The organism is Cupriavidus sp. D384 (assembly GCF_001652915.1).
GTDB lineage: Bacteria > Pseudomonadota > Gammaproteobacteria > Burkholderiales > Burkholderiaceae > Cupriavidus.
The window spans coordinates 18,458-45,115 of the sequence record NZ_BBQI01000030.1 but is presented as its reverse complement, the minus strand read 5'-3'; the positions used below and the strand labels follow the sequence as shown (position 1 = coordinate 45,115).

Genomic DNA, 26,658 nt, shown 5'->3' with positions numbered 1-26,658 from the left:
CGCTGCACACGATCAGCGCGGCTGCGCCAGCGCGACCAGCGTCTTTACATCGGCCGCCGCACCCACCTTCCAGCACGCGGCTATCAGTTCCGCCACCTGGCCGGCGCCCAGCACCGGGTCGGCCAGCGCATGGAACTTGGCGTCGAGGTTCTGATCGGTCATCGGACGCTGGAGCGAACCGATGGCGTGCTCCACATGCACTTCCACCTGCCGGCCGTTCTTGAGCGTGGCCTTGACGAAGGCCGCCGCTTCATCGACACCGGCATCGGCCGTGGCAACCACCTTGCGGCGCAGGGCCACCACGTCGTCGCGCGTGACGATATGGTCGGAGAATTCCTCCTCGCCTGCCCGCCCGAAAATCAGCCCTGCCGCACAGCCGTGATAGACGCTGAACTTCGCCAGCAGCCCGTCGCCGGGCTCCTTCTTGCCGGTCAGTTCCAGCACCAGCGGGTGTACGCGCAGGTCGATCTGTTCCACGTCCTCGGGCTTCACGCCCTGCTCGCGCAGTTGTACGCAGGCATCGATGCTCGGGTGGATCACGATCCCGCACGCAAACGGCTTGTACGTATTGAACGAGATCTCGAAGCGTTGGCCCAGTTCGTCGGTAATCTCGTTCCAGTCGGCCTTGCTTGAAATCACCTGCATGAAGCCGCGCGGGGCCTCCAGTGCCCGGGCGCTGGACGTATAGCCGTGCCGCGCCAGCAGCGCCGACATCAGGCCAGCCCGTGCCGCGCCGCCCGGATGGAACGGCTTGGTCATCGTGCCGAACTGCTCGCGCAGCCCCACCGGCTGCGATGCCGCAATGCCCAGCGCCATCGTCATGCGCTCCTCATCCAGCCCCAGCAGCCGTCCGCAGGCCGCTGCCGCGCCGAGCATGCCGGTGGAGCCGGTGATATGCCAGCCACGGTCGTAGTGATCGGGGTACATCGCATTGCCCACGCGGCACGCCACGTCGATGCCCAGCACCAGCGCGTCGATGACGGCGCGCCCGCTGGCGCCGGTGTGCTCCGCCAGCGCAAGCGCAGCGGAAGCCACCGGCCCGGCCGGGTGGATGATGGTCTTCAGGTGCGTGTCGTCGAAGTCGAACGTGTGCGACGTAATGCCATTGACCAGCGCGGCGCTGGCCATGTCCACCTTCGTCCGGCGGCCCAGCACCGTGGCCTGCGCGGCCGGCTGCAACTCGGCCACGGCGGCCAGCGCGGCGTCTGCCGATGCGTGCCCGGCGGCGCCCACGGCGCAGCCCAGCCAGTTCATGAAAGTGCGATGGGCCTCGTGGTCCACCGCATCGCTCCATCCACGGGACGGATGCGTGGCAACGTACTTGCCCAGGATGCGGGTAACCGGCGGGGCGTTGTGGTCGGCGTCGACGTGGGTATTGCGGGCCATGCGAAAACTCCTTGATCGGATGCGGGGTGCGGATTGCAGAAAATTCGGAACGCAGTTTTTGGATAACAGTGCCAGCAGCCGGGCTCAGGTATCCAGATGGATCCCGCGGGCCTTCGCCAGCTGGCTCCAGCGCTGTACTTCGCTGGCGATGTACTGGCGGAACTGGTCAGGGGTCATCGGCTGCGGGTCCAGCGCCTCGGCGGCCAGCTTGTCCTTGAGATCGGGGCTCTTCAGCACCGTGGTCAGTGCGGTATTGAGCCGCGCCACCACATCGGGCGGGATGCCGGCGGGGCCGACCACGCCATACCACTGCATGGCGTCGAAGCCTTTCATGCCGGCCTCGTCCAGCGTGGGCACGTCGGGCAGCAGCGGATGGCGCCTGCTGCCGGTCACGGCCAGCGGCCGGACGCGGCCCGAGCGGATATTGGGCAGCGCAGCGGCCAGCCCCGGGAACATCGCCTGGGTCTGACCGCCGATCAGATCGGTAAAGGCTGGCGCGATACCCCGGTAGGCGGCGTGCGTCATCTTCACGCCAGCCTGCTGGGCAAACAGCTCCATGGTCAGGTGCGTCAGCGACCCCGGCCCGGCCGAGCCGTATGCCACCGGCTGCTTCTTCGCGTACTCGATGAACGCAGCCAGGCTGGGCGCCGGCACGTTGGCGTTGACCACCAGCACGTTGGGCGTGCCGCCGATCATGCCGATGGGCGTGAAGTCCTTCACCGGGTCGTAGGGCACGCGCCGCGTGGCAGGGTTGGTCCCGTGCGTGGCCACATAGCCCTGCATCAGCGTGTAGCCGTCGGCCGCTGCCTTGCTGGTCATCTGGCAGGCAATCACGCCGCCGCCACCGGCCTGGTTTTCCACCACGATGGACTGGCCCAGCACCTTGCCCCAGCGTTCGGCCACGGTTCGGCCAACAAGGTCGGACCCGCCCCCAGCCGAAACCGGCACGACATAGCGGATGGGCTTGCTTGGGAAGGTGTCCTGCGCGTCAGCCAGGCCAGGTACGGCCAGCAGCATCGCGCCGGCCTTGATCAGGGTACGGCGTTTGGGATTCATGTCTCCTCCAGGTGCGCCCTCTCGTCCGATGGCCGGATGGCGTCTTGCTCGTGGATGGCATGCATCATCGCCTGCCCGGTGTAGACTGTGAATTGCAAATTTCCTCACCATTGATGCAAGGCTTGCATGAATTTCAATCTGGCGGATCTGCGTGCCTTCGTGGCCGTGGCGGAACTGAGCAGCTTCCGGGCAGCGGCGGGCGAACTGCACCTGTCGCAACCGGCGTTGTCGCGGCGCATTGAAAAGCTGGAAGACGCGCTAGGCGTCAGGCTGTTCGACCGCACCACGCGCTCGGTGGAAATGACCGCGGTCGGACGCGAGTTCTCGCGCAAGGCGCGCGAGCTGCTCAACGGCCTGGAGGAATCGCTACTCGGAATTCGCGATGTCGCCACACGCATCACCGGCGAGGTGACCGTGGCCTGCGTGCCATCGGCCGTGCGCTATTTCCTGCCGGCGGTGCTGCGCCAGTATCACGCGCTGTATCCGCGCATCGTGGTGCGGCTGATCGACGAAGGCGCCAACGACGTGCTGAACCTGGTGGTGCGCAACGAGGCCGATTTCGGACTCAACTACATCGGCACGCAGGAGCCCGATGTCGATTTCCAGCCAGTGCTCAAGGAGCCGTTCGTGGTGGCATGCCCGCCCGATCATCCGCTGGCGCGCAAGCGCAAGGTCACCTGGGCCGAACTGGGCGAATACGACTACATGACCGTGGGCAAGGCCAGCGGCAACCGCATGCTGCTGGACCTGGCGCTGGGCAACATCCCCGCGCGGCCGCAGTGGTACTGCGAGGTGCGCCACGTGACCACGCTGGTGGGACTGGTGGAAGCCGGGCTGGGCATCGCCGCGGTGCCGCGCCTGGCGATGCCGCCGGGCGAGCATCCCGCACTGACCAGCGTGCCGCTGGTGGACCCGGTGGTGGAGCGCACGGTTGGCCTGATCCGCAAGCGCGGCCGGTCGCTGTCGCCGGCGGCGCAGCAGCTTTACGACATGCTGCTGTCTGCCAACGCAGCCATCGACCCGGCCAGCCAGCCTGCCAGGGCAGGCAAGGCAAGCAAGCCAAGCGGGTCCGCCGGAGGTGGTCGTAAGACAAGTTCACGCCCAGCGCAGCAGGCTTCGTAAGGCAATCGAAAGCTTGTGAAATATCTGGATACCTTGACGGCCTTGGCGGGGTCGCCGCGCACTGCCTACAGTGATCGCATCGAAACCTGCCGCGAGCCACGCCATGTCCAGACTCCTTTGCGCCTTCCTGCTATCCATGGCCGCCTCGGGCGTGGCGCAGGCCGCCGTGACCAAATGCGAAAGCCCGCGTGACACGCTGTACACGAACGGGCCCTGCCCGGCCGGCTACCAGAACGTCACCGGCTCGATGCGCGGCAATGTGACTACCGTCCAGAAGTCGGCCAAGATTCGCCAGGACGAACAGGCCTACCTGCAGAACCGCGCGCGCATGTCCGAGCAGATCCAGAATTGGGACGCCCGTCAGGACGAGGCCGACTGGCGCAGCCAGAACACGTTCTGGAACCAGTGCCGGGCGTTGGAATCCCAGGCCCGCGCCGCCGAACGCGCGATGCAGCACACCGAATACTGGAGCTACGCCGATCGCTATCGCGATGCCGCGCGCGCACTGCGCACCGAGCAGTACAGCATGGGCTGCTTTTTCTGACGCTGCAGACAGCATTGGATGTCCGGACATAGCACAACCTGCCGATATTAGTTGCGCTTAGATCGGCATACAGAAAATTTCAGGCGAAATCGGGTCGGAATCACGTCTGCTGTCACATACAATCCGTTCCCATCCGGCCCGCCACGCGCTGTCCTGCATCGTTCCGGATCCCGACGTGGCAACTGCGGTCGCAACCTACTCCTGTGATAGAAATATGCTGACTCTCACTGCGATCGTTGCGTATATGCTGGCCTGCATCGTTGCACTGGCTTTCGGTGTCCGCTGGATGATCAAGAACGACCCCCTGCTTAACCAGCAACAGTTCATGGATACCTCACCCGGCCCACGCGACGATTCTCCGCGCTAAGCAAGGCAAACGTACAGCACACGCAAGCAAGCATCCCAAGGCAACATCACCGAATCATTGCTTTACACGAAACGCCGGTCCACAAGACCGGCGTTTTGTTTTGTGCCCCGCCAACCCCGGTGCATTGTCAGGGCGCGCACCCTTTCCGGTGCTGCACCAGTTACGTATATCCGTCCTACACACCGACCCGGCTGGGCGCCGACACCCCGGGAATCCGCACGAGGCTATCCTCGAAGAATCCCCTTCTTCACCGTGCCGCCATGTCGACCGTTCCGCCCTCTCCCGCCTTGCGGTCCGCGCGGCCGTCAGAGACCAGCACGCCGACGCCTGCCGACGGCCTTCCCGCCACTGCGGCGTCCCTGCCTGCCGAACCGGCAGCCGCCGTGGCTGACGCCGCCGTCGCCGGGCCGATACCAACCGCCTCCGCCGCACCAATCACCAGCCCCGACTACGCGCCGCCGCCCTGGACCGAGTCCCTCGGACGCGCCAGCAAGGCGCTGATCGTGCTGGCGACGCTGGCGTCGCTCTACGCGCTGCATGTCGCCACCGCGTTCATCGTGCCCGTGGTGCTCGCAATCATCCTGGCCTATCTGCTCGACCCGCTTGTTGCGCTGCTTCATCGCCGCCGCATTCACCGCGCCATCGCCGCCACCCTGGTGCTGTTGGGCCTGCTGGCGTTGGGGCTGAGCTGCGCCTACCTTCTGCAGGGCCAGGTGTCGTCCATCGTTGACCGGCTGCCCGAGATTGCCAGCAAGTTGTCGCGTTCGGTCGGGGCGCTGATGAGCGGGGACGATTCCGTAGTCCAGAAAGTGCGCCGCGCCGCCACCATCCTCAGTGGCACCGGGCAGCCGCCCACGCCGCGCGGTGCGCCAGTGGTGGTCGAGCGCGCCGCAGACAACTTCAGCAATATGGTGTGGGCGGGCTGGGTCAGTGCCTTCGCGCTGATGGCCCAGTCCGTGGTGGTGCTGTTCCTGACGTGGTTCCTGCTGCTTGCGGGCGACATGTTCAAGCGCAAGTTCATCAAGATGGCCGGCAAGACGCTGAGCCAGAAGAAGATCAACGTGCACATGCTCGACGAGATCAACCGGCAGGTGCAGCGCTACATGGTCATGCTGCTGGTCACCAACGCGTCACTGGGCTTCTGCATCTATCTGCTGCTGAAGTATCTGTCGATCGACAATGCCGGCACCTGGGGGCTGGTGGCCGCCGTGCTGCACCTGGTGCCGTACTTCGGGTCGCTGGTGGTGGCGGTATGCCTTGGGGTGGCCGGCTTCATGCAAGCCGGCACGCTGGCCGTGGCCGGCGCCGCCGCGGGCGGTTCGATGGTCATTGCCACGCTGATCGGCAATGGCATGACCACCTGGATGACCGGGCGCCTGGCGCGCATGAATGCCGTGGCCGTCTTTGTGTCGCTGTTGCTGTTCACCTGGCTGTGGGGTACCTGGGGCATGCTGCTGGCGATACCGCTGGCGGTTATTGCCAAGGTGGTCGCCGACCATGTGGAGGGGCTGGAGGTGCTGGCCGAGTTTCTTGGCGAATAAGCTATGGCAAGCCGCCCCTCAGCCCTCACACCGAACGCATGACTTCGGCATGCGTGCCGCGCAGCGTACGCATGGCGTCGTCGCACTGCTGGGGAGACTCGGGATTGACCAGCACCGCCCAGCGCCCATGCAGGACGGCCTCGCGCACCGGCGCGATCACGGCCTGATGATCGGGGCGGGCCGTGATCAGGCCGCCGCCCATCATTCCCAGCATGGCGCCGATAAACGCACCCGCCAGCGCTGACGGCCACGGGTTCTGCGTTACCCATGCCACGTTCTGCAGATACAGCACGCCCGTCACCAGCAGGCCGAGTATCAGCCCGCAGGCCCCCAGCGTCAGATGCGAGCGGATCGCCGTGCGGGCAATGCCGTCTTCGTCGGGCTCCAGCTTGCGGCCAAAGTGGGCTTCGTGCGGGTGCACCAGTTTGACCTGTCCCGCGCTGAGGCCGGCGGTGTTGCAGACCAGATCCACCGCCTGCGTGGCATCCGCCTCGGTGTCGTAGAGCGCAGCGATACGGGTGTTGGCCGCTTCGCCGGAAATCAGGTTGCCTGTCATGTCGGGGCTCCTTGTGCCGGACGCGCGTCTGCCGGCCTGCATGTGGATGGCCCTCCCTCTCGGTTTTTCGTATTTCTTCTACCTTCTTCGTTCAATCGTAGGGTTCAGGCCGCTTTCGCCACGTCGGCATGCGGCCGCGCAGGCCTGTAGGACGACGCCGAAACTGGTGCGCCCTCAGAGTTTCATGCGGCAAAACTTTGATGCATCGCAGAATGACGAGTGCCCCTGAATCTCCTATAAAACAACGGCTGTCGCGCGCACCGAGGTTTCATTAGACAAAATCCGACCCGGAGGAGACGCATACGTGACTGTCCAGAGCACCTCGCTGCAAAAGGCCTGCCGGCTGCTGCGCGCCCTGTCGGATACCCGCAATGCCCGGCTGACCGACCTGGCGGCTGCGGCACAGGTCGACAAGGCGTCGGCCCTGCGGTTGCTCGACACGCTGATGGCCGAAGGCATGGTCGAACGCGATCCCGCCACCAAGGCGTTCTCGCCGGGGCCGGAATGGCTGGCCCTGCAGGCCGCGTCTCAACGCCGGCTCGACATGCGCCCGCTGGTGCGCCCCGCGCTGATCCGTTTAGCCAATACATTTGAAGATTCGGCGATTCTTTCGGTGCCAAGCGGCTGGGAATCGGTGTGCCTGGAATTGCGCCTGGGCACCTTCCCGATCCGCGCCAACTATCTCGATATCGGCAGCCGTCGTCCGCTTGGCGTGGGTGCCGGCAGCCTGGCGCTGCTGGCCGCGCTGCCCGACGACGAAATCGACGCGGTGCTGGCATGCATCGCGCCGTCGCTGAAACGCTATCCCCGGATCGATGCCGCCATGCTGCGCCGCCACGTGGAGACCACGCGGGCGCGCGGCTATGCCGTGTTGCTCGATGTCGTGGTGGAGCGCATGGGCGGCATCGGCATTGCCCTGCCCGGCCCCGACGGCTATCCGCTGGGCGCCATCAGCATTGCCGCCCTCAACGAACGCATTACCGAACGCGAGACCGCGCTGGCCCGCGCGCTGCGCCGCGAGGCCGACGCCATCGCCGCCGCCTGGCGACATCCCATCCGGCAACCACAACCGAAGGAGGCATGAAGCATGCGCTGGAAGCAACGTCCAGAAGGATCCAACTGGGGCGATTTCGGTCCCGACGATCAGCTCGGCCGCGTCAACCTGATCGGCCCGGAACAGGTGGTCAGGGGCGCCCGCGAGATTCAGGCCGGCATCAGCTTCTGCCTGTCGATGCCGCTGGACTACCCGGGCGGCAACAAGCTCAACCCGCGCCGGCATCCGCCGCAACTGCGCCCGACCTTCCGCGACGACATCCCGTACCTGAACTTTCCGCTGGCAAAGGTCAACCCGGCCGCCACCGACGTGATCAGCGACGACCAGGTGCTGCTATGCCTGCAGTACTCCACCCAGTGGGACTCGCTGGCCCATGTGGGCGCGTTGTTCGATGCCGATGGCGATGGCCGCCCAGAGCGCGTCTACTACAACGGCTACCGCGCCAATGCCGATATCGTCGGCCCGGTCGACTACGCCGAGGATGACCACTTCGAAGCGCATGACTGCGGCCACGGGCACGGCAGCCATGCCAATGCGCTGGGCATCGAGAACTTCGCCGTCAAGGGCATGCAGGGCCGGGGCGTGCTGGTGGACCTGGCCGATGTCTTCGGCACCGATTTCCGCAACGTTGGCTATGACGACCTGATGCGCGCCATGGAGGCGCACCGCGTGGAAGTGGAGCGCGGCGACATGCTGCTGCTGCGCACCGGCTTTGCCGAGGTGGTGCTGTCGATGCAGCGCAATCCCGACGAGGACGTACTGCACCACAGCTGCTGCGCGCTGAACGGACGCGACGACCGGCTGCTGAACTGGATTACCGACGCCGGCATCGCCGCATTGATCGCCGACAACTACGCCGTCGAGCGCTATCCGGCCCTGCCCCCGCCTGATGACGCGAATACCCATCCGCTGCTGCCGCTGCACCACCACTGCCTGTTCAAGCTGGGCCTGCCGCTGGGCGAACTCTGGTACCTGCGGGAACTGGCCGACTGGCTACGCGCCCACCGGCGCACGCGCTTCATGCTGACCGCCCCGCCGCTGCGTCTGCCCGGCGCGGTGGGATCGCCGACCACGCCGATTGCAACGGTGTAGCACCGAATGCGTCTTTCTCCTCTCGCCCATAAATGGGAGAAAGGGGAGAAAACACATTGACATAACAAAACGGAGGAGACCATGAAAACCACATACAGGCTCATCGCCGCTGCCGCGCTGGCCGCTGCATCGCTGGCGGCCCACGCCCAGCCCAAGGGCGGCATTTCCGACGATGTCGTCAAGATCGGCCTGCTGCTCGACATGAGCGGCCTCTATGCCGACGTTACCGGCCGCGGCAGCGCCACGGCGGCCCAGATGGCGATCGACGATTACGGTGGCAAGGTGCTGGGCAAGAAGGTGGAGCTGGTGGTGGTCGATCACCAGAACAAGGCCGACATCGCCGCCAACAAGGCGCGCGAATGGTTCGACCAGGACAAGGTCGATGCCATCCTGGACGTGGCCGCCTCGGCACCCGCACTGGCCGTGCTCGATGTCGCCAAACAGAAGAACAAGATCGTGGTGTTCTCGGGCCCGGGCACCGAGCGCATCACCAATGACCTCTGCACCCCGGTTTCGGTCCACTACGCGTACGACACCTATGCCCTGGCAAACACCACGGCCAAGGCCATGGTGCAGCGCGGCGGCAAGACGTGGTTCTTCCTGACCGCCGACTACGCCTTTGGCCACACGCTGCAGCAGTCCGCCACGACGGTGGTGACCGAGGCCGGCGGCCAGGTGCTGGGCGCCGCCCGGCACCCGATCAACACCAGCGACTTTGCCTCGTACCTGCTGCAGGCCCAGGCCAGCAAGGCGCAGGTGGTGGGGCTGGCGAACGCGGGCGGCGACACCGTCAACGCGATCAAGGCCGCGTCGGAGTTCGGGCTGACGAAGAACGGCACCCAGAAGATGGCCGGCCTGCTGCTCTATATCAACGATATCCACGCCATCGGCCTGAAGACGGCGCAGGGGCTGGTGCTGACCGAGGCGTTCTACTGGGACATGAACGACGCCACGCGGGCGTGGTCGCGCAAGTATTTCGACAAGGTCAAGAAGATGCCGAACATGAGCCAGGCCGGCGTCTATTCGTCGGTCACGCACTACCTGAAGGCCGTGCAGGCCGCCGGCACCGACGAAACCGCCGCGGTGATGAAGCAGATGAAGACGCTGCCGATCAACGACTTCTTTGCCAGGAATGGCCGCATCCGCGAGGACGGCCGCATGATCCACGACATGTACCTGTTCGAGGTCAAGAAGCCCGAGGAATCGAAGTACCCGTGGGACTACTACAAGCTGCTGGCGACCGTACCCGGCGACCAGGCCTTCATGCCGGTGGCGAAGTCGCAGTGCCCGCTGCTGAAGAAATGACGGCGGCTGAAACGGTGACGATATCCAGCAACCATTCCAGCTACGTGCGCGGGGTGGGCAATACCCGCTTTGGCCGCCTGCCCGGCAGCACGCCGCTGACGCTGATGGCCCAGGCCGCCGACGCGGCGCTGGATGCCGCCGGGCTGGCGCGCGGCGAGGTCGACGGCGTGCTGTGCGGCTACGCCACCACGCTGCCGCACCTGATGCTGGCCGACCGCTTCTGCGAGTTCGCGTCGCTGCAGCCGGCCTATGCCCACGGCATGGCTGGCGGCGGCGCCACGGGCGGGCTGATGGCGATGCTGGCCCATGATCTGGTGCGCGCGGGCCGCTGCCGCAACGTGCTGGTGGTGGCCGGCGAGAACCGCCTCAGCGGCCAGAGCCGCGACCAATCGGTGCAGACGCTGGCGCAGGTGGGCGAGCCCGGGATCGAGGTGCCGAACGGCGCATCGGTACCGGCCTACTACGCGCTGCTGGCCTCGCGCTATCTGCACGAGGTGGGGCTAGACGCCGATGCGCTGTCGGACTTCGCGGTGCTGATGCGGCGCCACGCCGCCGGGCATCCCGACGCCCATCTGCGCAATCCGCTGACGCTCGACACCGCCCGCCAGGCGCGCCCCATCGCGTCGCCACTGCGGCTGTCCGACTGCTGCCCGATTTCGGACGGCGCCGTGGCGCTGGTGGTTTCCGCCGAGCCGGGAGACGACACGCCGGTACGCATTGCTGGTGCCGGCCAGGCGCATCGGCACCAGCACCTTGGCGCACTGGACGACGTGATGCGCAGCGGCGCGTCCGATGCCGCTGGCCGCGCCTTTGCCGAAGCGGGCTGCGCGCTGGCCGATATCGACTATTTGGCGATCTACGACTCGTTCACCATCACGCTGGTCATGCTGCTGGAGGAAATCGGCATCGCCCCGCGCGGCCAGGCCGTGGCCCGCCTGCGCGCTGGCGAATTCGAGACCGATGGCGCACTGCCGCTCAACACGCACGGCGGGCTGCTGGCGTTTGGACATTCCGGCGTGGCCGGCGGACTGATGCATCTGGCCGAAGCCGCCCGCCAGCTGGCCGGACGGGCCGGTGCCCGGCAGTTGTCGAGCCGCCGCCATCGCGCCTTGTTTCATGCCGATGGCGGCGTGCTGTCGTCGCACGTAAGCCTGATCCTGGAGACCGCATGAGCGAACCGCTAATTCCCGCCACCCCGCCGTTTACCGAGGGCCTCGCCGCCGGCGTGGTGCGCTACCAGGCCTGCGAAACCTGTGGCGCGTGGCAGCCTTTGCAGCGCCACGCCTGCCGCGCCTGCGGCAGCCGGCAACTGGCCTGGCGCGATGGCAGCGGCCACGCCACCGTGTACGCCGTGACAGAGGTATTCCGCGCACCCACCGAAGCCTTCCAGGCGCTGGTGCCCTACACGCTGGTCATCGCGACGCTGGACGAAGGCCCGCGCGTAATGGGCCATGCCGACCCCGGCGTCGCCATCGGCAATCGCGTACTTGCCAGCGTGTTCCACCACGACGGGCAGCCGCTGCTGCGGTTCACGCGGCGTTAAGCCGCACGCTGAACGCGGCCTTGTTCCTGACCTGGCCTCAAGCCGTGCCCAGCTGTGCCCGGTTCTGAGACCGCCCGAACTTCCGCCCCCTTTTTCGCCTACTTTCGCCCCACAACGCCAACAGGCTTCCAGAACAATGTCCTCCACCCTCTCCGCCCTGCTCTCGCCCCGTTCCGTTGCCATCGTCGGTGCCTCCGACAACATCCACAAGATTGGCGGAAGACCGATCCACTACATGCAGACGATGGGCTACGCCGGCACCATCTACCCGGTCAACCCCCAGCGCGAATCGTTGCAGGGGCTGCGCGCATACCCGTCGCTCGAGGCACTGCCCGAAGCGCCCGAACTGGCGATCATCGTCGTCGCCGGCGACGCCGCCGTGCAGGCCGTGGCCGATTGCGCGCGGCTGGGAGTGGGCGCCGCCATCGTGATCGCTTCGGGATTCGGCGAGGCGGGCGAAGCGGGCAAGCGCCAGCAGGACGAGATGGTGCGCATCGCCCGCGAAGGCGGGCTGCGTATCGTGGGCCCCAACAGCCAGGGGCTGGCCAACTTTGGCAATGGCACTATCGCCAGTTTCTCGACGATGTTTATCGAGATTCCGCCGCAGGATGGGCCCGTGGCCGTGGTCAGCCAGAGCGGTGGTACGGCGGCGCTGGTCTATGGCCTGCTGCGCAACCAGGGCATTGGCGTGCGGCATGTGCATGCCACCGGCAATCAGGCCGATGTCACCGTCAGCGAACTGGCGCTGGCCGTGGCCCACGATCCCGATGTGCGCCTGCTGCTGCTGTATCTCGAAACGCTGTCCGACCCCGCAGTGCTGGCCGAAGCGGCCGCCGTGGCACGCGCGCGCGGCATCCCCGTGGTGGCGGTGAAATCGGGCCGCTCGCAGGCGGGCGCACGCGCCGCGGCCTCGCATACGGGCGCCATGGCCAACGAGGACCGCGCTGTCGACGCCTTCCTGGCCCGGCACGGCATCTGGCGCGTCGAAGACGCCCACGCACTGGCACGCTGTGCGCCGCTCTACCTGCGCGGCTGGCAGCCCGCCGGCCGCCGGCTGGTGATCGTCAGCAACTCGGGCGCCAGCTGTGTGATGGCGACCGATACGGCCGATACGCTGGGCATTTCGATGGCACCGCTGTCGGCCGCCACGCAAGCCGCGCTGGCCGAACGGCTGCCCGGCTTTGCGGCCACGGCCAACCCGGTGGACGTCACGGCCGCCCTGCTGACCAACAGCGGCCTGTTTGGCGACGTGCTGCCCGTGGTGGGAGCCGATCCTTCGGCCGACCTGGTTCTGCTCGACATCCCGGTTGCCGGCATGGGCTACGACGTGCCGCGCTTCGCGCGCGATGCGGCCCGGTTTGCGGATCAGGCCGGCAAGCCGATTGCCGTGGCAGCCTGGCAGGACGCGGTGGTCAGCGAATTCCGCGCGGCCAACGTGCCGACTTTCGTCCACGCAACCGACGCACTGGCCGCCTTCCATCAGTTGACCGCGCACCAGCAATTACTGCGCGACGTGGCCGGCGAACCCGCCGTTCCACGTGCCGGGCGCCCCGTCATGCAAACCGACGAGTCCTCGCCATCGCACACGCTCAGCGAGGCCGCCAGCCTGGCGCGGCTGGCCGAAGCCGGGGTACCGGTGGTCGAACACTACCTGTGCCAGACCGCAGAAGAGGCCGTGGCTGCCTGGCAACGTATCGGCGCCCCGGTGGCAATCAAGGCCAGTTCCCCGGCCGTGCCACACAAGAGTGAACACGGCCTGGTGGCCCTGAACTGCAACAGCCGCGAGGCAATTGTCGAAGCCTTCACCAGGCAAACGCAGACACTCGACACCATGCACGCCCCCTGCGAAGGCGTGATCGTTGCCCGCATGTCGCGCGGCCAGCGCGAATGCATGGTGGGGGCCCACTGGGACCCGGTCTTTGGCGCGGTGCTGCTGGTGGGCGACGGCGGCAAGTATGTGGAAGTCGTGCGCGATACGGCGGTGCTGCTGGCCCCTGCCAGCCCGGCCGCCATCGAACGCGCCGTGCGCAGCCTGCGCATGGCGCCGCTGCTCGACGGCGTACGCGGCGATGCCCCGCTGAACGTGGCCGCGCTTTGCGACGTCGCCGCAAAGGTCGGCAATCTCGTGCACCGGGCACACGGCCAGATCCGCTCGGTGGATCTGAATCCGGTGATGCTGGGGGCCGACGGTGCTGTGGTGGTGGATGGGTTGATGGAAGTGGTGGCCGGCTGACCCCGCGCTGATTGTCCACACCTTAAGACAAACTGTCAGGCGATTCGCTCTTCTTTGCTTCGACATCAATCGTTACATTTCAGGCGCCGCATCGCGCCTGAGCCCTTACGGAGGTGCGCGTGCGCGCGTCTCACTACAAGGATAACGAAGCATGAAGACCCGTCTTGCCTGCCTGGCCGCCATGGCCGTTCTGCCTGCCCTGCCCGCTGCGGCGCAGGCCCAATCGAGCATCACGCTGTATGGCGTGGTGGACGCCGGCGTGGAGTTCCTGACTCACGCGCCGAACACCGCCACCGGCGGCAGCAACAACGTGGTGCGCATGTCGGCCGGCAACCTGTCGACCTCGCGCTGGGGCCTGCGTGGCGCCGAAGACCTGGGTGGTGGCCTGAAGGCGGTCTTCACGCTGGAGAGCGGCTTTGACCTGGACACCGGCAGCCTGAACCAGGGCGGCCGCCTGTTCGGCCGTCAGGCGTTCGTGGGTCTGCAGAACCAGTACGGCACGCTGTCGCTGGGTCGTCACCAGACGGTGCTCTACGATTTCTCGCTGGCCTATGATCCGATGGCCATCGCCACGCGCTACTCGGTGCTGATGCACGACAAGTGGATGTCGGGCCGCGCCGACAACTCGCTGAAGTTCACGGGCCAGACCGGCGCGTTCTACTACGGCCTGTTCTACAGCACGGGCTATGACAGCAGCGCCGGCGGCGAAGTGCCGGGCGACTACAAGGCCGGCCGCAACTGGTCGGTGGCCGGTGGCTACGATGCCGGCCCGGTGTCGGCCCGCGTGGTCTATGACGAAGTGCGCGGCAGCACCATCGCCACCGACGACAACCGCGAGCGCCGCGCCACCATCGGCGCCAGCTACAACTTTGGCCGTGGCCGCGCGTTTGCCGGCTATCGCTGGTACTACGGCGATTTCGCCAGCAGCTCGCTGCGCACCAACCTGTACTGGGTGGGCGCCACCTACCAGGTGACCCCGGCCATCGCGGTGACCGGCGCCGCCTACTACACCGACGTGCGCAACAGCAACGCCGATCCGTACAGCTTCGTGCTGTCGGGCACCTATGCGCTGTCCAAGCGCACCGACCTCTACGCGATCACCGCCTACGCACAGAACCGCAACGGTTCGGCAATGGGCCTGTCGGGCTTTGGTCCGTCGCTGAACGGCAGCGCCACCACGCTGACCGCCACCAGCGAGCAGGTGGGTGCCGGCCAGAGCCAGTTCGGCGCCATCATCGGCGTGCGCCACCGCTTCTGATCGTCGCGATTGATCTTCATCTGAACGCGTAAAGCGTCCAGGCTCCACGGCGAAGACTTTCCCTTCGTCTTTCTATGGGCCCGCGCAGGTGTTTGCCTGTGCGGGCCTCTTTCTTTTTGATGGCTGCTTGCGGTCTCAGCCGGCCAGTCCCAGCGACTTCAGCGCGGCATCCAGCGACGCCTGCTGCTCGGCCGCGTACAGCGCCAGTTCGTCGCTGACCGTTGCGCCCAGCGCCTGCTCGAAGGCGGCGCGATTGGGCGATGCCTGCAGAACGTCGCGGTTCTCGTCGCCAAGGTTCGATTGGAAGATACCGGCGGCGCTGACCGGCAGGAAGTCTTCGTAGGTAATCGGTTCGGCCACCAGTGCGCCAGCGGCAATCAGTGCCTCGACATCGCCGCCATCGGCCGCGGCATTGCCAACCGCATACCGGTAGTACGCCAGGCCTTGCTGGCGCAGCGACTGGTGATCGTCCGGAAACGCCTGGAACACGTCGCCCAGCGTCTTGCGATAGGTATCGGCGTTCGAACCGTCACCGGCCGGGGTGATGACCTTGCGCACCTCGTTGAGCAGTTCGTCGTAGAGCTGGCGGCCCTTGGGCGTCAGCGCCACGCCGCGCTGCTCGATCTCGCCGAAGCGGGCCGTATGGGTACCGGCTTCGCCGCCATCGCGGAAGGTGACCGGTTCGCTCAGGGCCAGGAAGCTGGTCTGGCGCAGCAGGATCGGGCAACGGCGCGTGGGCGGGCCCTCCACCACGGCCTTGGGCTGGATGCCACGCGCGGGCATCTGCTGCTGCACGATGTCGATGTCCAGCGTGCGCGGCGTCAGGTGGTTGATATGCGGCCCGGGGAAGCACACGATGTCGGCGATCAGCGGATGCGTCTTGCGCAGCTTCCAGTACAGGTCGGCATCGACCGTGGACTTGCCGTGCCAGCGGAACGTCTCCAGCGCCTCGGCCACGAAGCGGGCGGCGTCTTCGGCAGCCAGGCCGCCCTGCTGCTCGGCACGCTCGATCATTGCCAGGCAGCCCGGCGTGAAGATCGACCGGGTAGCCAGCACCGATGCGGCGGCGTCGCGCAGCGCGGCGTCCTGGATCAGGTCAAGGCGCAGCAGCGACGTGAACACGCGGAACGGGTTCTCGGCCAGGCCGGCGGTGTCCCTGGGCCGGAAGGCCGTGGAGTGGACCGGCACGCCAGCCACCGACAGGTCGTAGTAGCCCACCGGGAACATGCCCATGACGGCGAACAGGCGACGGATCGTAGCCAGTTCGGCCGGCGTGCCCACGCGGATGGCGCCGTGGCGCTCCACCTCGATGCGCGATTCCTGGCCGGCCGCACCGGCGGCAGCAGCGCCGACGCTCGCCAGCACCTCGGCGTTGACGTCCGATACCAGCGACATCAGCGTGCCGTACTGCGGCACCTCGGCACGGTACATATCGGACATGGCGCGCGAGAACTGGGCGCGGATCTGGCTGGGGGACGTGAAGGCGGCAGACATGTTGTTCGGGGGACGACTCAAGTGACTGAAAAGAGCCGCCAAGTGTGGTGGGCCGGGTTCGGGTCGACAAGCGATTTTTCCGGCCGACTTGATGCGGTTTTCGCATCAAGTTGATGCCCACCTGCCCCCGGGCTGCGTCAGCGTGCGCCCTTTCGTATTACGTCCCTTCGCATTGCCGCAGCAGCCAGTCCGCAAACAGGGCTGCCTTGTCGCGAACGCTGCCATCGCCGGGTTTGGCCTGCCGGTAGGTCAGGAAATAGGCGCCGTTGCGGCCAGAGCCCGGCGCTTCGGCAAACGGCAGTGCCGCGAGCCTGCCGCTTTCGATTTCCGTGCGCACCATCATTTCTGGCAGAACGGCGATGCCGAGTCCGCAGATGGCGGCGCCCGTGACCATTGTGAACAGGTCGTAGCGCGGCCCCAGACGGGCATGGCGCCGGATCGCCTCGTCATCGCCCCCGAACCAGTCCGGCCAGGCGTCGGGCCGGCTCGCCAGGTGCAGCAGCGGCAGTTTCAGCAGGTCTTCCCGCTCGCGCAGGGGCTTGCCCTGCAGCAACTGCGGGCTGCACACCGGGATCGACGGGCCCTCTTCCAGCAGCTTGGCGGACGGATGCCCGTCCCAGGCGTCGTCGCCAAAGTAGATGGCCGCATCGAACAGCGAATCGGCAAAGTGGAACGGCTCGGGCCGCGCGTGAATATTGACGACGATGCGCGGATGCTCGGCGCGGAACGCCGCCAGGCGCGGAATCAGCCATTGCGTGGCGAAGGTGGGCACCACGGCCAGTTCAAGCACCTCCATGCCGCCCGCGCGCGACGCCAGGTCCTTGGTGGCGCGTTCGATGGCCTTCAGTTCGGCGCGGATTTCACGCACATAGCGGTCGCCGTCAGGCGTCAGCACCACGCGCTGGCGCACCCGTTCGAAGAAGCGCACGCCCAGCCGTTCCTCCAGTGTCTGGATCTGCCGGGAAATTGCGCTTTCGGTGACGTTCAGTTCCGCCGCGGCGCGCGTGAAGCTGCCAAGTCGGGCAGCGCACTCAAGCATCTGGAGCGCGATCAGGCTGGGCAGGCGCATGGTTCGGGGGCAGGCAATCGAAAGGAAATCGGATACGGAAAATCAGGCGCGCGCGATGGCGGCCAGAATGCGCTTGAGCTTGTCGGGGTTGCGTTGTGCGTGGATGCCGACGATGCGCTCGCCATCGGTCTCGATGCTCTGGGCCGATTCGAGCTGCCCGTCCACAAAGCGCAGCAGCGCCCACTGGCCGTTGAGCACCACCATCTGCACGCGCACCGCCAGGCCGCGCCGCTGGGCCGCGAAAAAGACCTGCGCGATCTTGCCGCCGCCGACCAGCGGCTTCGGAAAGCTCGACACCTTGCCGCCACCATCGCCAATCAGCGTGGCCTCGTCGGCCAGCAGGCCCCGTATCGCATCGAAACTGCCCTGCTCCAGCGCCTGGGCGAACCGGCGCACCAGGTTCAGGTGCATGTCCTTGCGCGCGGGCTGGCGTGGCCGGGCGTCGCGCAACTGGACCTTGGCACGGCTTACCAGCTGGCGGCAGGCCGTCTCGCTCTTGCCGATGACCGCCGCCACCTCGGCATAGTCGGCATCGAAGACTTCACGTAGCAGAAACGCCGCGCGCGCTTCGGGCGTCAGGCGTTCCAGCAGGAACAGGAACGCCACCGACACATCGTCGGCACGTTCGTGAATGGCTTCGGGCGTATCGGCACTCTCGCCCAGCAGCGGCTCGGGCAGCCAGATCCCGGCGTAGTGCTCGCGCTGGAGCTTGGCCGCGCGCAGATGGTCGATGGCGAGCCGTGTGGTGACGGACACCAGCCAAGCCTCGGGGTTGTCGATCACGGTGCGATCGGTGCCGTGCCAGCGCAGCCAGGCGTCCTGCACCACATCCTCGGCCTCTGCCACGGTACCAAGCATGCGGTATGCAATGGCCAGAAGACGCGGCCGAAGCGGGTCGAAGGTCTGGGTGAAATCTGGGGCGGGCGCGGCCATGGCGTGGAAGTCCGGCGGTGGGGCCGTCATTGTGGCATTGGCGCCCCACCGGCGTCTCGCGCGGCGACCGACTGCGGGCTTGAAATTTCCGAACTACTGTATATATTTACAGTGTACTGTATGGATAGACAGTACCAAGAGACGTATCGGGATGGATTGAACAGTGTCGGAACCTTCGGAGCCCTGAAATGGAACACCTGATCCGTGTGCAGAACGAATATGACCGCCAGGTATTGGTCTGGCTGCGCGGACGCATTGGTGATGCAGCCTTGGTGTCGGCCGCGCGCCGCACCGCTGCGGATGGAAAAAAGCCTTATCTGTCAACGATTTGCCGGCTGCTGAACATTCGGCCGCCGTCGCGGCGCAGCTTTGCCGACGAGGCCCGCAAGACCCATCGCGCGGTGGGCGAGCGCTATCTGGCGCAGATCCGCCAGATTCTTGCAAAGCCGGTTGCCCAAGGCGGGCAACATCCGGAACATCCGCAACTTGCGCAATATTCCCAACGGGAAACCACCGGGCATGAAGCCCGGCCCCAGGGTTCTCTCTTCTAGGTATCTTCCGTGCCCTTTCGGAACCGGCTGACGTTTAGTCCGAATTATTGAATTTCCATAATTTGGACTAAACGTCTTTCACGTCACTTGCTTTTGCCACCCTTACCTGTCTGCCTTACCTCGGCAGTTCGCTGACACGCATCACAGGCGTGATCTGCAGCGGGTCGGTCATCAACTCCAGCACGGCAGGCTTGCCAGCCTGCTGCGCCCGCTCGAAGGCGGCGGCGAAATCCTCGGTCCGTTCCACGCGCTCGGCCCAGGCGCCGCAGGCCTTCGCCATCTCCACAAAATCGGGATTGACGATGGTCGTGCCGCTCTGGCGGCCCGGATAGCGGCGTTCCTGGTGCATCCGGATCGTGCCGTACATGCGGTTGTTCACCAGGATCACGATCAGGTTCGCGCCATGGGCGGCGGCCGTGGCGATTTCCTGCGGATACATCAGGTAGCAGCCGTCACCGGCAAAGCACACCACGGTCTTTTCCGGAAAACGCAACTTGGCGGCGATGGCAGCCGGCAGGCCGTAGCCCATTGCGCCGCAGGTTGGCGCCAGTTCGGTACGGGGCTTCCTGTAGGCATAGAAACGGTGCAGCCATACCGTGTAGTTGCCCGCGCCGTTCGACAGCATGGCGTCCTCGGGCAGCACCTGGTTCAGGTGCGCCATGGCGGCGGCCATGTCCACGCCGGTCAGTTCCGCATGCGGCTTCGGGGGCGTGACAAAGGCCTCGTGGTCGGCGCGCGCGCCTGCGGTCCAGTCCTTCCAGGCCACCGTGGCAGGCGCAGCCAGCGTTGCGAGCATTGCGGCGCCCGGCTCCACGCCTGCATGGATCGGCAGCGCGGCCTGGTAGACACGGCCCAGTTCGAAGCTGTCGGCATGGATATGCACGAGCTTCTGCTTCGGTTGCGGCACTTCCAGCAGCGAATAGCTGTCAGTGGCGATATCGCCAAGCCGCGTGCCGAAGGCAACGATCAGGTCGGCCGTCTTCACGCGTTCGGCCAGCTTGGGGCTGACGCCCAGGCTCAGGTGGCCCACATAGTGCGGGTCGCGGTTGTCGATCACGTCCTGGCGGCGGAAGGCGCAGGCCACGGGCAGGTCCCAGGCCTTGACGAATGCGGCGAAGTCGCGCACGGCCTGGTCGGTCCAGTTGGCGCCACCGGCAATCACCAGCGGGCGCTGGGCGGCGGCCAGCGCGGCCGCCAGCGCCTGGGCGCCCTCGGGACGCGGGGCGGCGGCCACGGCACGGTACGGCGCGGCGTCGGTCACTTCCACCAGGCCATCGAGCACATCCTCGGGCAGCGCCAGCACCACCGGGCCCGGACGGCCCGACGTCGCCACCTGGAAGGCACGCGCCACCATTTCCGGGATACGCGCCGGATCGTCGATCTCGGCCGCCCACTTGCACATCGACCCGAATACCGCCGCGTAGTCGACTTCCTGGAACGCCTCGCGACCCTTGTGTTCGCGGGCGATCTGGCCAACGAACAGGATCATCGGCGTGGAGTCCTGCTGGGCGATATGCACGCCGATGCTGGCATGCGTGGCGCCAGGGCCGCGCGTCACGAAGCAGATGCCGGGACGGCCCGTCAGCTTGCCGTCGGCTTCGGCCATGTTGGCGGCCGCGCCTTCGTGCTTGCACACCACCAGGTCGATGGCCGGCTGGTCATGCAGCGCGTCCAGAACGTCAAGGAAGCTCTCGCCTGGCACGCAGAAAATGCGTTCGGTGCCATGGATGCGCAGTTGGTCGACAAGTACGCGGCCGCCGGTGCGGGCCGTCTGGGAAGCGTTGGAGGTCATGTTGGGCGTTGGGCGCGTTATCGGCTTGTTTATCGCAATGTCTGCAATTGTTCCGTTTGACGTGCGCGGCTGCGCGGCCTATCGTGCATTTCTGTTATGCGAATTCTGCAAGTCGGCACGGCGTGGGTCCGTGTAGATTTGCGGACGAGGCGCAGCACAAGACGCCCCGCCTGGCTTGGGTTTCCATCCGGAAACCGTCAGGCAGAACGGCAGCCCGCCAAGGGACTGCCGCACACGAACGTTCGCGCTACAGGAGACATGATATGAATTTTCCCCATCGCCTGATGCGGCCGATGCTGGCCGTGCTTTGTACCGGATGCATGGCCGTTGCCTCGCAGGCCGGCGCCCAGGGCGCCGATCACTACCCGACCAAGCCCATCACCTATGTGGTGCCGTTTGCTGCCGGGGGCACCACCGACCTGCTGGGCCGCCTGATCGGCCAGCGGCTGTCGCAGGTGCTGGGCCAGTCCGTGGTGGTGGAAAACCGCGCCGGCGCCGGCGGCAATATCGGCTCCGACTACGTCGCCAAGGCCCCCGCCGATGGCTACACGCTGCTGGGCGGCACGATCAGTTCGCACGCCATCAACGTGAGCCTGTACCCGAAGATGCCGTATGACCCGATCAAGAACTTCCAGCCGATCGCGCTGATCGGCACGCTGCCGAACGTGCTGGTGGTGAACGCCAGCAGCCCGTGGAAGAGCGTCCAGGACGTGATTGCCGCTGCCAAGGCCAAGCCGGGCACGGTCAACTTCGGCTCGTCGGGCAACGGCACGTCGCAGCACCTGGCCGCCGAACTGTTCGCCAACATGGCCGGCCTGCGCATGACCCATGTGCCATACAAGGGCAGCAGCCAGGCCGTGCAGGCGCTGCTGGGCAACCAGGTGGACCTGGTATTCGAGAACAGCGTGGCCGCCATGCCGATGATCCAGTCCGGCAAGTTCCGCGCGCTGGCCACCACCGGCGCCAAGCGCGCAGCCGAACTGCCCGACGTCCCGACCATGGCGGAGTCTGGCCTGAACGGCTACGAGATCGTGTCGTGGCAGGCCATCTTCGCGCCGGCCGGCACGCCCAGGCCCATTGTCGACAAGCTGTCGACCGAAATCGGCAAGATCATCCGCCAGCCCGACGTGCGCGCCAAACTGGCGTCGATGGGCGTGGAGCCCTCGGGCGCCGGCCCCACCGAACTGGGCAATTTCCAGAAAAGCGAAGTTGCCAAATGGGCAAACCTGATCAAGGTCGCCAATATTCACCTGGAGTAAGCATGAGTGATCACCGCATCCCGACTGCCGGCCTGCACCAATGGGTGGCAGACCTCTGGCTGGCGGCGGGCTCCGACGCCCGCGAGGCCACGCTGACCGCCGATCACCTGGTGGGCGCCAACCTGTCCGGCCACGATTCGCATGGCGTGGGCATGATTCCCAAGTACGTGATGTCGTGGCAGGCCGACCAGCTCCAGCTGAACCAGCAGGTCAGCGTGGTGCATGAATCGGGCGGCATCCTGAGCCTGGACGGCAACCGTGGCATGGGCCAGGCCGTGACCGAACAGGCGATGGGCCTGGGCATCGAACGCGCCAGGGAACACGGCGTGTGCGTGCTGGGCCTGCGCCGTTCGCACCATCTGGGCCGCGTCGGCCACTGGGCCGAGCAGGCCACGGCGGCCGGCATGATCTCGATCCACTTCGTCAATGTGCTATCCAAGCCGATTGTCGCGCCGCATGGCGGCTACGATCCGCGCTTTGGCACCAATCCGTTCACGATTGGCGTGCCGGTGGCCGGGCAGCCGCCGCTGGTGCTGGACTTTGCCACCAGCGCCATCGCGCTGGGCAAGGTGCGCGTTGCCAACAACAAGGGCGTGCCGGTGCCGCCAGGCTGCCTGATGGACCCGCAGGGCCACCCCACCGACGACCCCGCCGTGATGTTCCCGCACCCGGGCACGCCGCAGGGCGCGCTGCGCACGTTCGGCGAACACAAGGGCTACGTGCTGGCCGTGATGTGCGAACTGCTGGGCGCGGCCGTGACCGGCGGCCATACCATCCGCCCCGAAACGCTCACGCACGAGCATGCGGTGTGGAACAACATGCTGGCGATCATCTTCGATCCGGCGCGGCTGGGCAGCAGCACCACGTTCGGCCACGAGGTGGAGTCTTTTGTCGAATGGATGAAGGCATCGCGCCTGCAGCCGGGCAATGACGCCATCCGCCTGCCCGGCGACCCCGAACGCGCATGGCGCCGCGCCCGCGCCGAATACATTCCCGTGGATAGCAGCACGCTGGCCCAGCTTGACGACGCCGCCGCACGCGTGCTGCAGGCCCGCGGCAAATCGCCGGGCCCGCTTTCCGCGCTGGCGGCCGACTGATCCAGGAGACTTACGATGTCCACCACCCCTCACCTGCCCCAGATCCACCCGCTGCCCAACAAATTCCGGGCCGATGTGCTTGCGCGCAAGCGCCTGATCGGCCTGTGGAGTTCACTGGGCCAGCCCGTGACCAGCGAAATCGTCGGACTGGCCGGCTTCGACTGGCTGCTGCTGGACGGCGAGCATTCGCCCAACGACGTCCTGACCTTCGCGCCGCAGCTGATGGCGCTCAAGGACAGCACCAGCGCGCCCGTGGTGCGTCCGCCGTGGAACGATCCGGTGATGCTCAAGCGCCTGCTCGACATCGGTTTCTACAACTTCCTGATTCCGTTCGTGGAATCGGCCGAGGAAGCGCGCCGCGCGGTGCGCGCCACGCGCTATCCGCCCGACGGCATCCGTGGCGTGTCGGGCGTGCAGCGGCAGAACCGCTATGGCACGGTGCCCGACTTCTTCAAGACCATCAACGACAATATCTGCGTGCTGGTGCAGGTGGAAAGCCGCAAGGGCGTGGAAGCGATCGACGAGATCTGCGCAGAACCGGGCGTGGACGGCATCTTCATCGGCCCCAACGACCTGGCCGCGGCCTACGGGCACCTGGGCAACCCGAACCATCCCGATGTGCAGGCGGCGGTCAAGCAGATCTACGATGCAGCCAACCGCGCCGGCAAGGCCATCGGCACGCTGACCCCCGTGGAAGCCGACGCGCGCCGCTATCTGGACATGGGCGCGCACTTCGTGGCGGTCGGCATCGATCACGTATTGCTGCGCGACGCGGCACGCTCACTGCGCGACCGCTTCGCGGCCTGAAGCCATTTTCAACAGGAAGGAATCATGAGCAAGCTCGGATTTATCGGATTGGGGGTCATGGGCAAGCCCATGGCCGAACACCTGCAGGCTGGCGGCCATACCGTCTACGCGCATACGCGCAGCGGCGTGCCGCAGGACTTGCTGGACCGCGGCATGCAGCAATGCGCCAGCGCCACCGATGTGGCAAAGCAGGCCGACATCATCTTCCTGATGCTGCCCGATACGCCTGACGTGGAGCGCGTGCTGTTCGGTGACAACGGCGTGGCCGCCGGGCTGACCAAGGGCAAGGTCGTGGTGGACATGAGCTCGATCTCACCCATCGACACGCGCGAGTTTGCCGCCAGGATCGAAAAGCTTGGCTGCGACTACGTGGATGCGCCGGTGTCCGGCGGCGAGGTCGGCGCCAAGGCTGCCACGCTGTCGATCATGGCCGGCGGCAAGCAGCCGGTGTTCGACAAGGTTCTGCCGCTGCTGGAACTGATGGGCAAGAACATCACGCTGGTGGGCAATGTCGGCGATGGTCAGGTGGCAAAGGTCGCCAACCAGGTGATCGTGGCGCTGACCATCGAGGCCGTCAGCGAAGCGCTGGTGCTGGCCGCCAAGGCCGGCGCCGACCCGGCACGCGTGCGCCAGGCACTGATGGGAGGTTTTGCCAGTTCCAAGATCCTCGAAGTCCACGGCGAACGCATGATCAAGCGCACGTTCAACCCGGGCTTCCGCATCGAACTGCACCAGAAGGACCTGAACCTGGCGCTGTCCACGGCCAGGCAGCTGGGACTGGGCCTGCCCAATACGGCATCGACGCAACAGCTGTTCAACGTCTGCGTGGCCCAGGGCGGCGCTGGCTGGGATCATTCGGGGCTGGTCAAGGCCATCGAGCACATGTCGTCGTTCGCCATCGGCGACACGCCAAAGCAGGCCTGATGACCGCCATGTCGGCCGCGCTGAATTCCGACGACCTGGCGTGCTTTGTCTGCGTGGCGAACACGCAGAGCATTTCGCGCGCCGCGCTGGAGCTTGGCGCAGACCAGTCGACCGTCAGCCGCCAGATCGCGCGGCTGGAGGCCGCACTCGATACGCGGCTGTTTCACCGCAGCGGCCGTGGCGTCGTGCTGACCGAGGCCGGCAGCACGCTGCTCGGATACGCGCGGCAGGTGGCCGCCACGCTGACCGAGGCCCGCGCCGCGGTGCGGGCGTCCACCGCGCAAGGCCCGGCGCAACTGGTCATCGCGGCGCAGCCGACCATCGCCAACACCGCGTTCGCGGCCATCGGCACGGCGCTCAAGGCACGTTTTCCGGCGACAAAGATCCGTTTTGTGGAAGGCCTGGCCAACCCGGTGCTGGCCTGGCTGGCGGCTGGCGATATCGATGTCGCCCTGCTCTACCTGCCCGAACAGCAGGGTGCGCTCAAGGTGGACGTGCTGCTGGAAGAAGACCTGACGCTGGTCACACCCACATCATGGAGCCACCTTGGCCCCGCGTTCCAGGCGCGGCGCCTGGGCGAGGTGCCGCTGATCCTGCCCAGCACATCGCACGGGCTGCGCGTGCTGGCCGAATCGCTGGCGGCGCGCGTCGGTACCACGCTGAACATGGCGATGGAGTGCGATGCATCGAATACGGTCGCCATGCGGCTGGTGGAAGACGGCTGTGGCGCCACGCTGCTGCCGTTTGCTGCCGTGGCAGACCGCGTGGCCCAGGGCCGGCTGCATTCGGCGCGGCTGGTTGACCCGGTGGTGACGCGTCAGGTGGCGATGACCACGGCGCGCAACCGCCCGGTGGTGCCTGAGCTTTGGGACATCATGCAGACAGTGCGGCAATCCGTGCGCAATATCGTGATGTCGGGGGCGTGGCCGGGGGCCCGGCTGGTGTAGACGCCGGTTCCCGGTTGTTTTTGCGCCCCTCCCCCGCATACGGGAGAAGGGTTGGGGGAGACCGGCACGGCAGCTAAATTCACGACCTGCCTCAGATCGAGCCACCGTCCCGCTCCCCTGCCCCGCCCCCTGAATGAGAACGGGACCATAGCCCTGTCAGGGGCCTTTACTGCTTGGTCGTACCGTTCGTCGTACCGTTCTGCAGTTCCGCCTTGGCCGTCGCGTCGGCGGCCTTCTTGGCGTCCTTGCGTTCCGACTTGGCGGCGTTCACGTCCTTGTTGTACTCGCCCTTGGCGGCCTTCTTCTCGGCCTTGTACTGGTCATTGGCGGCCTTGCGGGACTCGCGGCGCTCCACGAGCGGGTCCTTCGGCGGCTGGACCTGGGTGGTGACCGGCGGGGCCGCCGTCGTAATGTCGGCCGGCGGCGCCGGGGTCTGGGCGGTCTGTGCAAAGGCGGTGACAGAGATCATGCCGGCTGCCAGGGCGCCAATCAGGGACGTGGTGCGAATGGTTCGTTGCTTGGACATATGAGACCTCTCAGGTGGTTGTTATCGAAAACGACGGGTGCGTTGTTTCCCACCGCGTGCCCAGTTTAGAAGTCACATGGTGCCCCGCGTGCCGCATTCACACATCTCCTTACAAAACCTCGCCTGCGCTGACAGACAACGCCCGACAACACCACAGTTTCTGGCAAATTTTGTGATTTCCCGCGCTTGATCGACGCCCGCA

At 66.5% G+C, this 26,658-nt stretch carries 24 protein-coding genes; 16 read left to right on the top strand and 8 right to left on the bottom strand.

Going from position 1 to position 26,658, the window contains the following annotated elements:
* Positions 1–12: 12 nt before the first annotated feature.
* Both A9J21_RS11165 and A9J21_RS11160 read right to left on the bottom strand, forming a co-directional pair.
* Positions 13–1,386: an MmgE/PrpD family protein gene (locus A9J21_RS11165; protein ID WP_066735537.1), complete on the bottom strand. Its 1,374-nt coding sequence runs from the start codon at positions 1,384–1,386 to the stop codon at positions 13–15.
* 84 nt (positions 1,387–1,470) lie between these two features.
* On the bottom strand, positions 1,471–2,442 hold the full coding sequence (locus A9J21_RS11160) for a tripartite tricarboxylate transporter substrate binding protein (protein WP_066735530.1): 972 nt from the start codon (positions 2,440–2,442) through the stop codon (positions 1,471–1,473).
* Between the two features lie 126 nt (positions 2,443–2,568).
* On the opposite strand from A9J21_RS11160, the gene A9J21_RS11155 reads away from it, so the two are divergent.
* The 3 genes from A9J21_RS11155 to A9J21_RS11145 all read left to right on the top strand — a co-directional run bounded on the left by A9J21_RS11155 (position 2,569) and on the right by A9J21_RS11145 (position 6,016).
* Positions 2,569–3,564: a LysR family transcriptional regulator gene (locus A9J21_RS11155; protein ID WP_066735527.1), complete on the top strand. Its 996-nt coding sequence runs from the start codon at positions 2,569–2,571 to the stop codon at positions 3,562–3,564.
* Between the two features lie 103 nt (positions 3,565–3,667).
* Positions 3,668–4,108 carry a hypothetical protein gene (locus A9J21_RS11150; protein WP_066735524.1) on the top strand — a complete coding sequence of 147 codons (441 nt, stop codon included), beginning with the start codon at positions 3,668–3,670 and terminating at the stop codon, positions 4,106–4,108.
* A 750-nt stretch (positions 4,109–4,858) separates the two neighbouring features.
* Positions 4,859–6,016, top strand: a complete 1,158-nt coding sequence (locus A9J21_RS11145) for an AI-2E family transporter (protein WP_231906882.1) — start codon at positions 4,859–4,861, stop codon at positions 6,014–6,016.
* A gap of 25 nt (positions 6,017–6,041) precedes the next feature.
* Here A9J21_RS11145 and A9J21_RS11140 read toward each other — a convergent pair whose 3' ends face one another.
* Positions 6,042–6,572 carry a riboflavin biosynthesis protein RibA gene (locus A9J21_RS11140; RefSeq protein WP_066735519.1) on the bottom strand — a complete coding sequence of 177 codons (531 nt, stop codon included), beginning with the start codon at positions 6,570–6,572 and terminating at the stop codon, positions 6,042–6,044.
* A 304-nt stretch (positions 6,573–6,876) separates the two neighbouring features.
* On the opposite strand from A9J21_RS11140, the gene A9J21_RS11135 reads away from it, so the two are divergent.
* The 7 genes from A9J21_RS11135 to A9J21_RS11105 all read left to right on the top strand — a co-directional run bounded on the left by A9J21_RS11135 (position 6,877) and on the right by A9J21_RS11105 (position 15,057).
* The gene (locus A9J21_RS11135; protein WP_066735517.1) at positions 6,877–7,656 is read left to right on the top strand and encodes an IclR family transcriptional regulator; all 780 of its coding nucleotides are present in this window, start codon (positions 6,877–6,879) and stop codon (positions 7,654–7,656) included.
* A gap of 3 nt (positions 7,657–7,659) precedes the next feature.
* Positions 7,660–8,718, top strand: coding sequence for a cyclase family protein (locus A9J21_RS11130; RefSeq protein WP_066735509.1), 1,059 nt, complete (start codon positions 7,660–7,662; stop codon positions 8,716–8,718).
* A gap of 81 nt (positions 8,719–8,799) precedes the next feature.
* The gene (locus tag A9J21_RS11125; protein ID WP_066735507.1) at positions 8,800–10,023 is read left to right on the top strand and encodes an ABC transporter substrate-binding protein; all 1,224 of its coding nucleotides are present in this window, start codon (positions 8,800–8,802) and stop codon (positions 10,021–10,023) included.
* On the top strand, positions 10,020–11,195 hold the full coding sequence (locus A9J21_RS11120; protein WP_066735504.1) for a thiolase family protein: 1,176 nt from the start codon (positions 10,020–10,022) through the stop codon (positions 11,193–11,195). Before A9J21_RS11125 ends, A9J21_RS11120 begins: the two co-directional genes overlap by 4 nt.
* Positions 11,192–11,566 (top strand): Zn-ribbon domain-containing OB-fold protein, encoded by a 375-nt coding sequence (locus A9J21_RS11115; RefSeq protein ID WP_066735502.1) that lies wholly within the window; start codon positions 11,192–11,194, stop codon positions 11,564–11,566. Before A9J21_RS11120 ends, A9J21_RS11115 begins: the two co-directional genes overlap by 4 nt.
* 136 nt (positions 11,567–11,702) lie before the next feature.
* Positions 11,703–13,799 (top strand): acetate--CoA ligase family protein, encoded by a 2,097-nt coding sequence (locus A9J21_RS11110; protein ID WP_066735498.1) that lies wholly within the window; start codon positions 11,703–11,705, stop codon positions 13,797–13,799.
* A 151-nt stretch (positions 13,800–13,950) separates the two neighbouring features.
* Positions 13,951–15,057 (top strand): porin, encoded by a 1,107-nt coding sequence (locus tag A9J21_RS11105; protein ID WP_066735494.1) that lies wholly within the window; start codon positions 13,951–13,953, stop codon positions 15,055–15,057.
* Positions 15,058–15,192: 135 nt separating this feature from the next.
* Here A9J21_RS11105 and A9J21_RS11100 read toward each other — a convergent pair whose 3' ends face one another.
* From A9J21_RS11100 to A9J21_RS11090, 3 genes are all read right to left on the bottom strand, one after another.
* Positions 15,193–16,551 carry a VOC family protein gene (locus tag A9J21_RS11100; protein ID WP_066735493.1) on the bottom strand — a complete coding sequence of 453 codons (1,359 nt, stop codon included), beginning with the start codon at positions 16,549–16,551 and terminating at the stop codon, positions 15,193–15,195.
* Positions 16,552–16,708: 157 nt separating this feature from the next.
* A complete protein-coding gene (locus A9J21_RS11095) occupies positions 16,709–17,620 on the bottom strand; it encodes a LysR substrate-binding domain-containing protein (protein ID WP_066735492.1) in 912 nt (303 codons plus the stop codon).
* A 42-nt stretch (positions 17,621–17,662) separates the two neighbouring features.
* A complete protein-coding gene (locus tag A9J21_RS11090; RefSeq protein WP_066735490.1) occupies positions 17,663–18,553 on the bottom strand; it encodes an RNA polymerase sigma-70 factor in 891 nt (296 codons plus the stop codon).
* A 188-nt stretch (positions 18,554–18,741) separates the two neighbouring features.
* Here A9J21_RS11090 and A9J21_RS11085 point away from each other — a divergent pair, with 188 nt between their 5' ends.
* The gene (locus tag A9J21_RS11085; RefSeq protein ID WP_082926347.1) at positions 18,742–19,104 is read left to right on the top strand and encodes a hypothetical protein; all 363 of its coding nucleotides are present in this window, start codon (positions 18,742–18,744) and stop codon (positions 19,102–19,104) included.
* A gap of 115 nt (positions 19,105–19,219) precedes the next feature.
* On the opposite strand, the gene A9J21_RS11080 is transcribed toward A9J21_RS11085, so the two are convergent.
* Positions 19,220–20,896 carry a thiamine pyrophosphate-binding protein gene (locus tag A9J21_RS11080; RefSeq protein WP_066735485.1) on the bottom strand — a complete coding sequence of 559 codons (1,677 nt, stop codon included), beginning with the start codon at positions 20,894–20,896 and terminating at the stop codon, positions 19,220–19,222.
* 263 nt (positions 20,897–21,159) lie between these two features.
* Between A9J21_RS11080 and A9J21_RS11075 the strand changes: the two genes are divergently transcribed.
* Genes A9J21_RS11075 through A9J21_RS11055 form a run of 5 tightly spaced genes read left to right on the top strand, consistent with a single transcriptional unit; the run spans position 21,160 to position 25,930 of the window.
* A complete protein-coding gene (locus A9J21_RS11075) occupies positions 21,160–22,155 on the top strand; it encodes a tripartite tricarboxylate transporter substrate binding protein (RefSeq protein WP_066735482.1) in 996 nt (331 codons plus the stop codon).
* Between the two features lie 2 nt (positions 22,156–22,157).
* Positions 22,158–23,252 carry a malate/lactate/ureidoglycolate dehydrogenase gene (locus A9J21_RS11070; protein ID WP_066735478.1) on the top strand — a complete coding sequence of 365 codons (1,095 nt, stop codon included), beginning with the start codon at positions 22,158–22,160 and terminating at the stop codon, positions 23,250–23,252.
* Between the two features lie 15 nt (positions 23,253–23,267).
* Positions 23,268–24,059, top strand: a complete 792-nt coding sequence (garL, locus tag A9J21_RS11065; protein ID WP_066735475.1) for a 2-dehydro-3-deoxyglucarate aldolase — start codon at positions 23,268–23,270, stop codon at positions 24,057–24,059.
* Positions 24,060–24,083: 24 nt separating this feature from the next.
* Positions 24,084–24,983, top strand: a complete 900-nt coding sequence (locus tag A9J21_RS11060) for a 2-hydroxy-3-oxopropionate reductase (RefSeq protein WP_066735472.1) — start codon at positions 24,084–24,086, stop codon at positions 24,981–24,983.
* 8 nt (positions 24,984–24,991) lie between these two features.
* Positions 24,992–25,930, top strand: a complete 939-nt coding sequence (locus A9J21_RS11055; RefSeq protein WP_066735611.1) for a LysR family transcriptional regulator — start codon at positions 24,992–24,994, stop codon at positions 25,928–25,930.
* A 166-nt stretch (positions 25,931–26,096) separates the two neighbouring features.
* On the opposite strand, the gene A9J21_RS11050 is transcribed toward A9J21_RS11055, so the two are convergent.
* On the bottom strand, positions 26,097–26,456 hold the full coding sequence (locus A9J21_RS11050) for a hypothetical protein (RefSeq protein WP_066735470.1): 360 nt from the start codon (positions 26,454–26,456) through the stop codon (positions 26,097–26,099).
* Between the last annotated feature and the right edge of the window lie 202 nt (positions 26,457–26,658).

What these genes read in the sequence shown, in the direction of transcription:
- A9J21_RS11125 (WP_066735507.1), top strand. Translation starts at nt 8,800, where the DNA reads ATGAAAACCACATACAGGCTCATCGCCGCTGCCGCGCTGGCCGCTGCA.
- A9J21_RS11115 (WP_066735502.1), top strand. Translation starts at nt 11,192, where the DNA reads ATGAGCGAACCGCTAATTCCCGCCACCCCGCCGTTTACCGAGGGCCTC.
- A9J21_RS11100 (WP_066735493.1), bottom strand. Translation starts at nt 16,551, where the DNA reads ATGTCTGCCGCCTTCACGTCCCCCAGCCAGATCCGCGCCCAGTTCTCG.
- A9J21_RS11155 (WP_066735527.1), top strand. Translation starts at nt 2,569, where the DNA reads ATGAATTTCAATCTGGCGGATCTGCGTGCCTTCGTGGCCGTGGCGGAA.
- A9J21_RS11085 (WP_082926347.1), top strand. Translation starts at nt 18,742, where the DNA reads ATGGAACACCTGATCCGTGTGCAGAACGAATATGACCGCCAGGTATTG.
- A9J21_RS11090 (WP_066735490.1), bottom strand. Translation starts at nt 18,553, where the DNA reads ATGGCCGCGCCCGCCCCAGATTTCACCCAGACCTTCGACCCGCTTCGG.
- A9J21_RS11075 (WP_066735482.1), top strand. Translation starts at nt 21,160, where the DNA reads ATGAATTTTCCCCATCGCCTGATGCGGCCGATGCTGGCCGTGCTTTGT.
- A9J21_RS11105 (WP_066735494.1), top strand. Translation starts at nt 13,951, where the DNA reads ATGAAGACCCGTCTTGCCTGCCTGGCCGCCATGGCCGTTCTGCCTGCC.
- A9J21_RS11080 (WP_066735485.1), bottom strand. Translation starts at nt 20,896, where the DNA reads ATGACCTCCAACGCTTCCCAGACGGCCCGCACCGGCGGCCGCGTACTT.
- A9J21_RS11150 (WP_066735524.1), top strand. Translation starts at nt 3,668, where the DNA reads ATGTCCAGACTCCTTTGCGCCTTCCTGCTATCCATGGCCGCCTCGGGC.
- A9J21_RS11160 (WP_066735530.1), bottom strand. Translation starts at nt 2,442, where the DNA reads ATGAATCCCAAACGCCGTACCCTGATCAAGGCCGGCGCGATGCTGCTG.
- A9J21_RS11120 (WP_066735504.1), top strand. Translation starts at nt 10,020, where the DNA reads ATGACGGCGGCTGAAACGGTGACGATATCCAGCAACCATTCCAGCTAC.
- A9J21_RS11070 (WP_066735478.1), top strand. Translation starts at nt 22,158, where the DNA reads ATGAGTGATCACCGCATCCCGACTGCCGGCCTGCACCAATGGGTGGCA.
- A9J21_RS11050 (WP_066735470.1), bottom strand. Translation starts at nt 26,456, where the DNA reads ATGTCCAAGCAACGAACCATTCGCACCACGTCCCTGATTGGCGCCCTG.
- A9J21_RS11130 (WP_066735509.1), top strand. Translation starts at nt 7,660, where the DNA reads ATGCGCTGGAAGCAACGTCCAGAAGGATCCAACTGGGGCGATTTCGGT.
- A9J21_RS11110 (WP_066735498.1), top strand. Translation starts at nt 11,703, where the DNA reads ATGTCCTCCACCCTCTCCGCCCTGCTCTCGCCCCGTTCCGTTGCCATC.
- A9J21_RS11055 (WP_066735611.1), top strand. Translation starts at nt 24,992, where the DNA reads ATGTCGGCCGCGCTGAATTCCGACGACCTGGCGTGCTTTGTCTGCGTG.
- A9J21_RS11060 (WP_066735472.1), top strand. Translation starts at nt 24,084, where the DNA reads ATGAGCAAGCTCGGATTTATCGGATTGGGGGTCATGGGCAAGCCCATG.
- A9J21_RS11165 (WP_066735537.1), bottom strand. Translation starts at nt 1,386, where the DNA reads ATGGCCCGCAATACCCACGTCGACGCCGACCACAACGCCCCGCCGGTT.
- A9J21_RS11095 (WP_066735492.1), bottom strand. Translation starts at nt 17,620, where the DNA reads ATGCGCCTGCCCAGCCTGATCGCGCTCCAGATGCTTGAGTGCGCTGCC.
- A9J21_RS11140 (WP_066735519.1), bottom strand. Translation starts at nt 6,572, where the DNA reads ATGACAGGCAACCTGATTTCCGGCGAAGCGGCCAACACCCGTATCGCT.
- garL (WP_066735475.1), top strand. Translation starts at nt 23,268, where the DNA reads ATGTCCACCACCCCTCACCTGCCCCAGATCCACCCGCTGCCCAACAAA.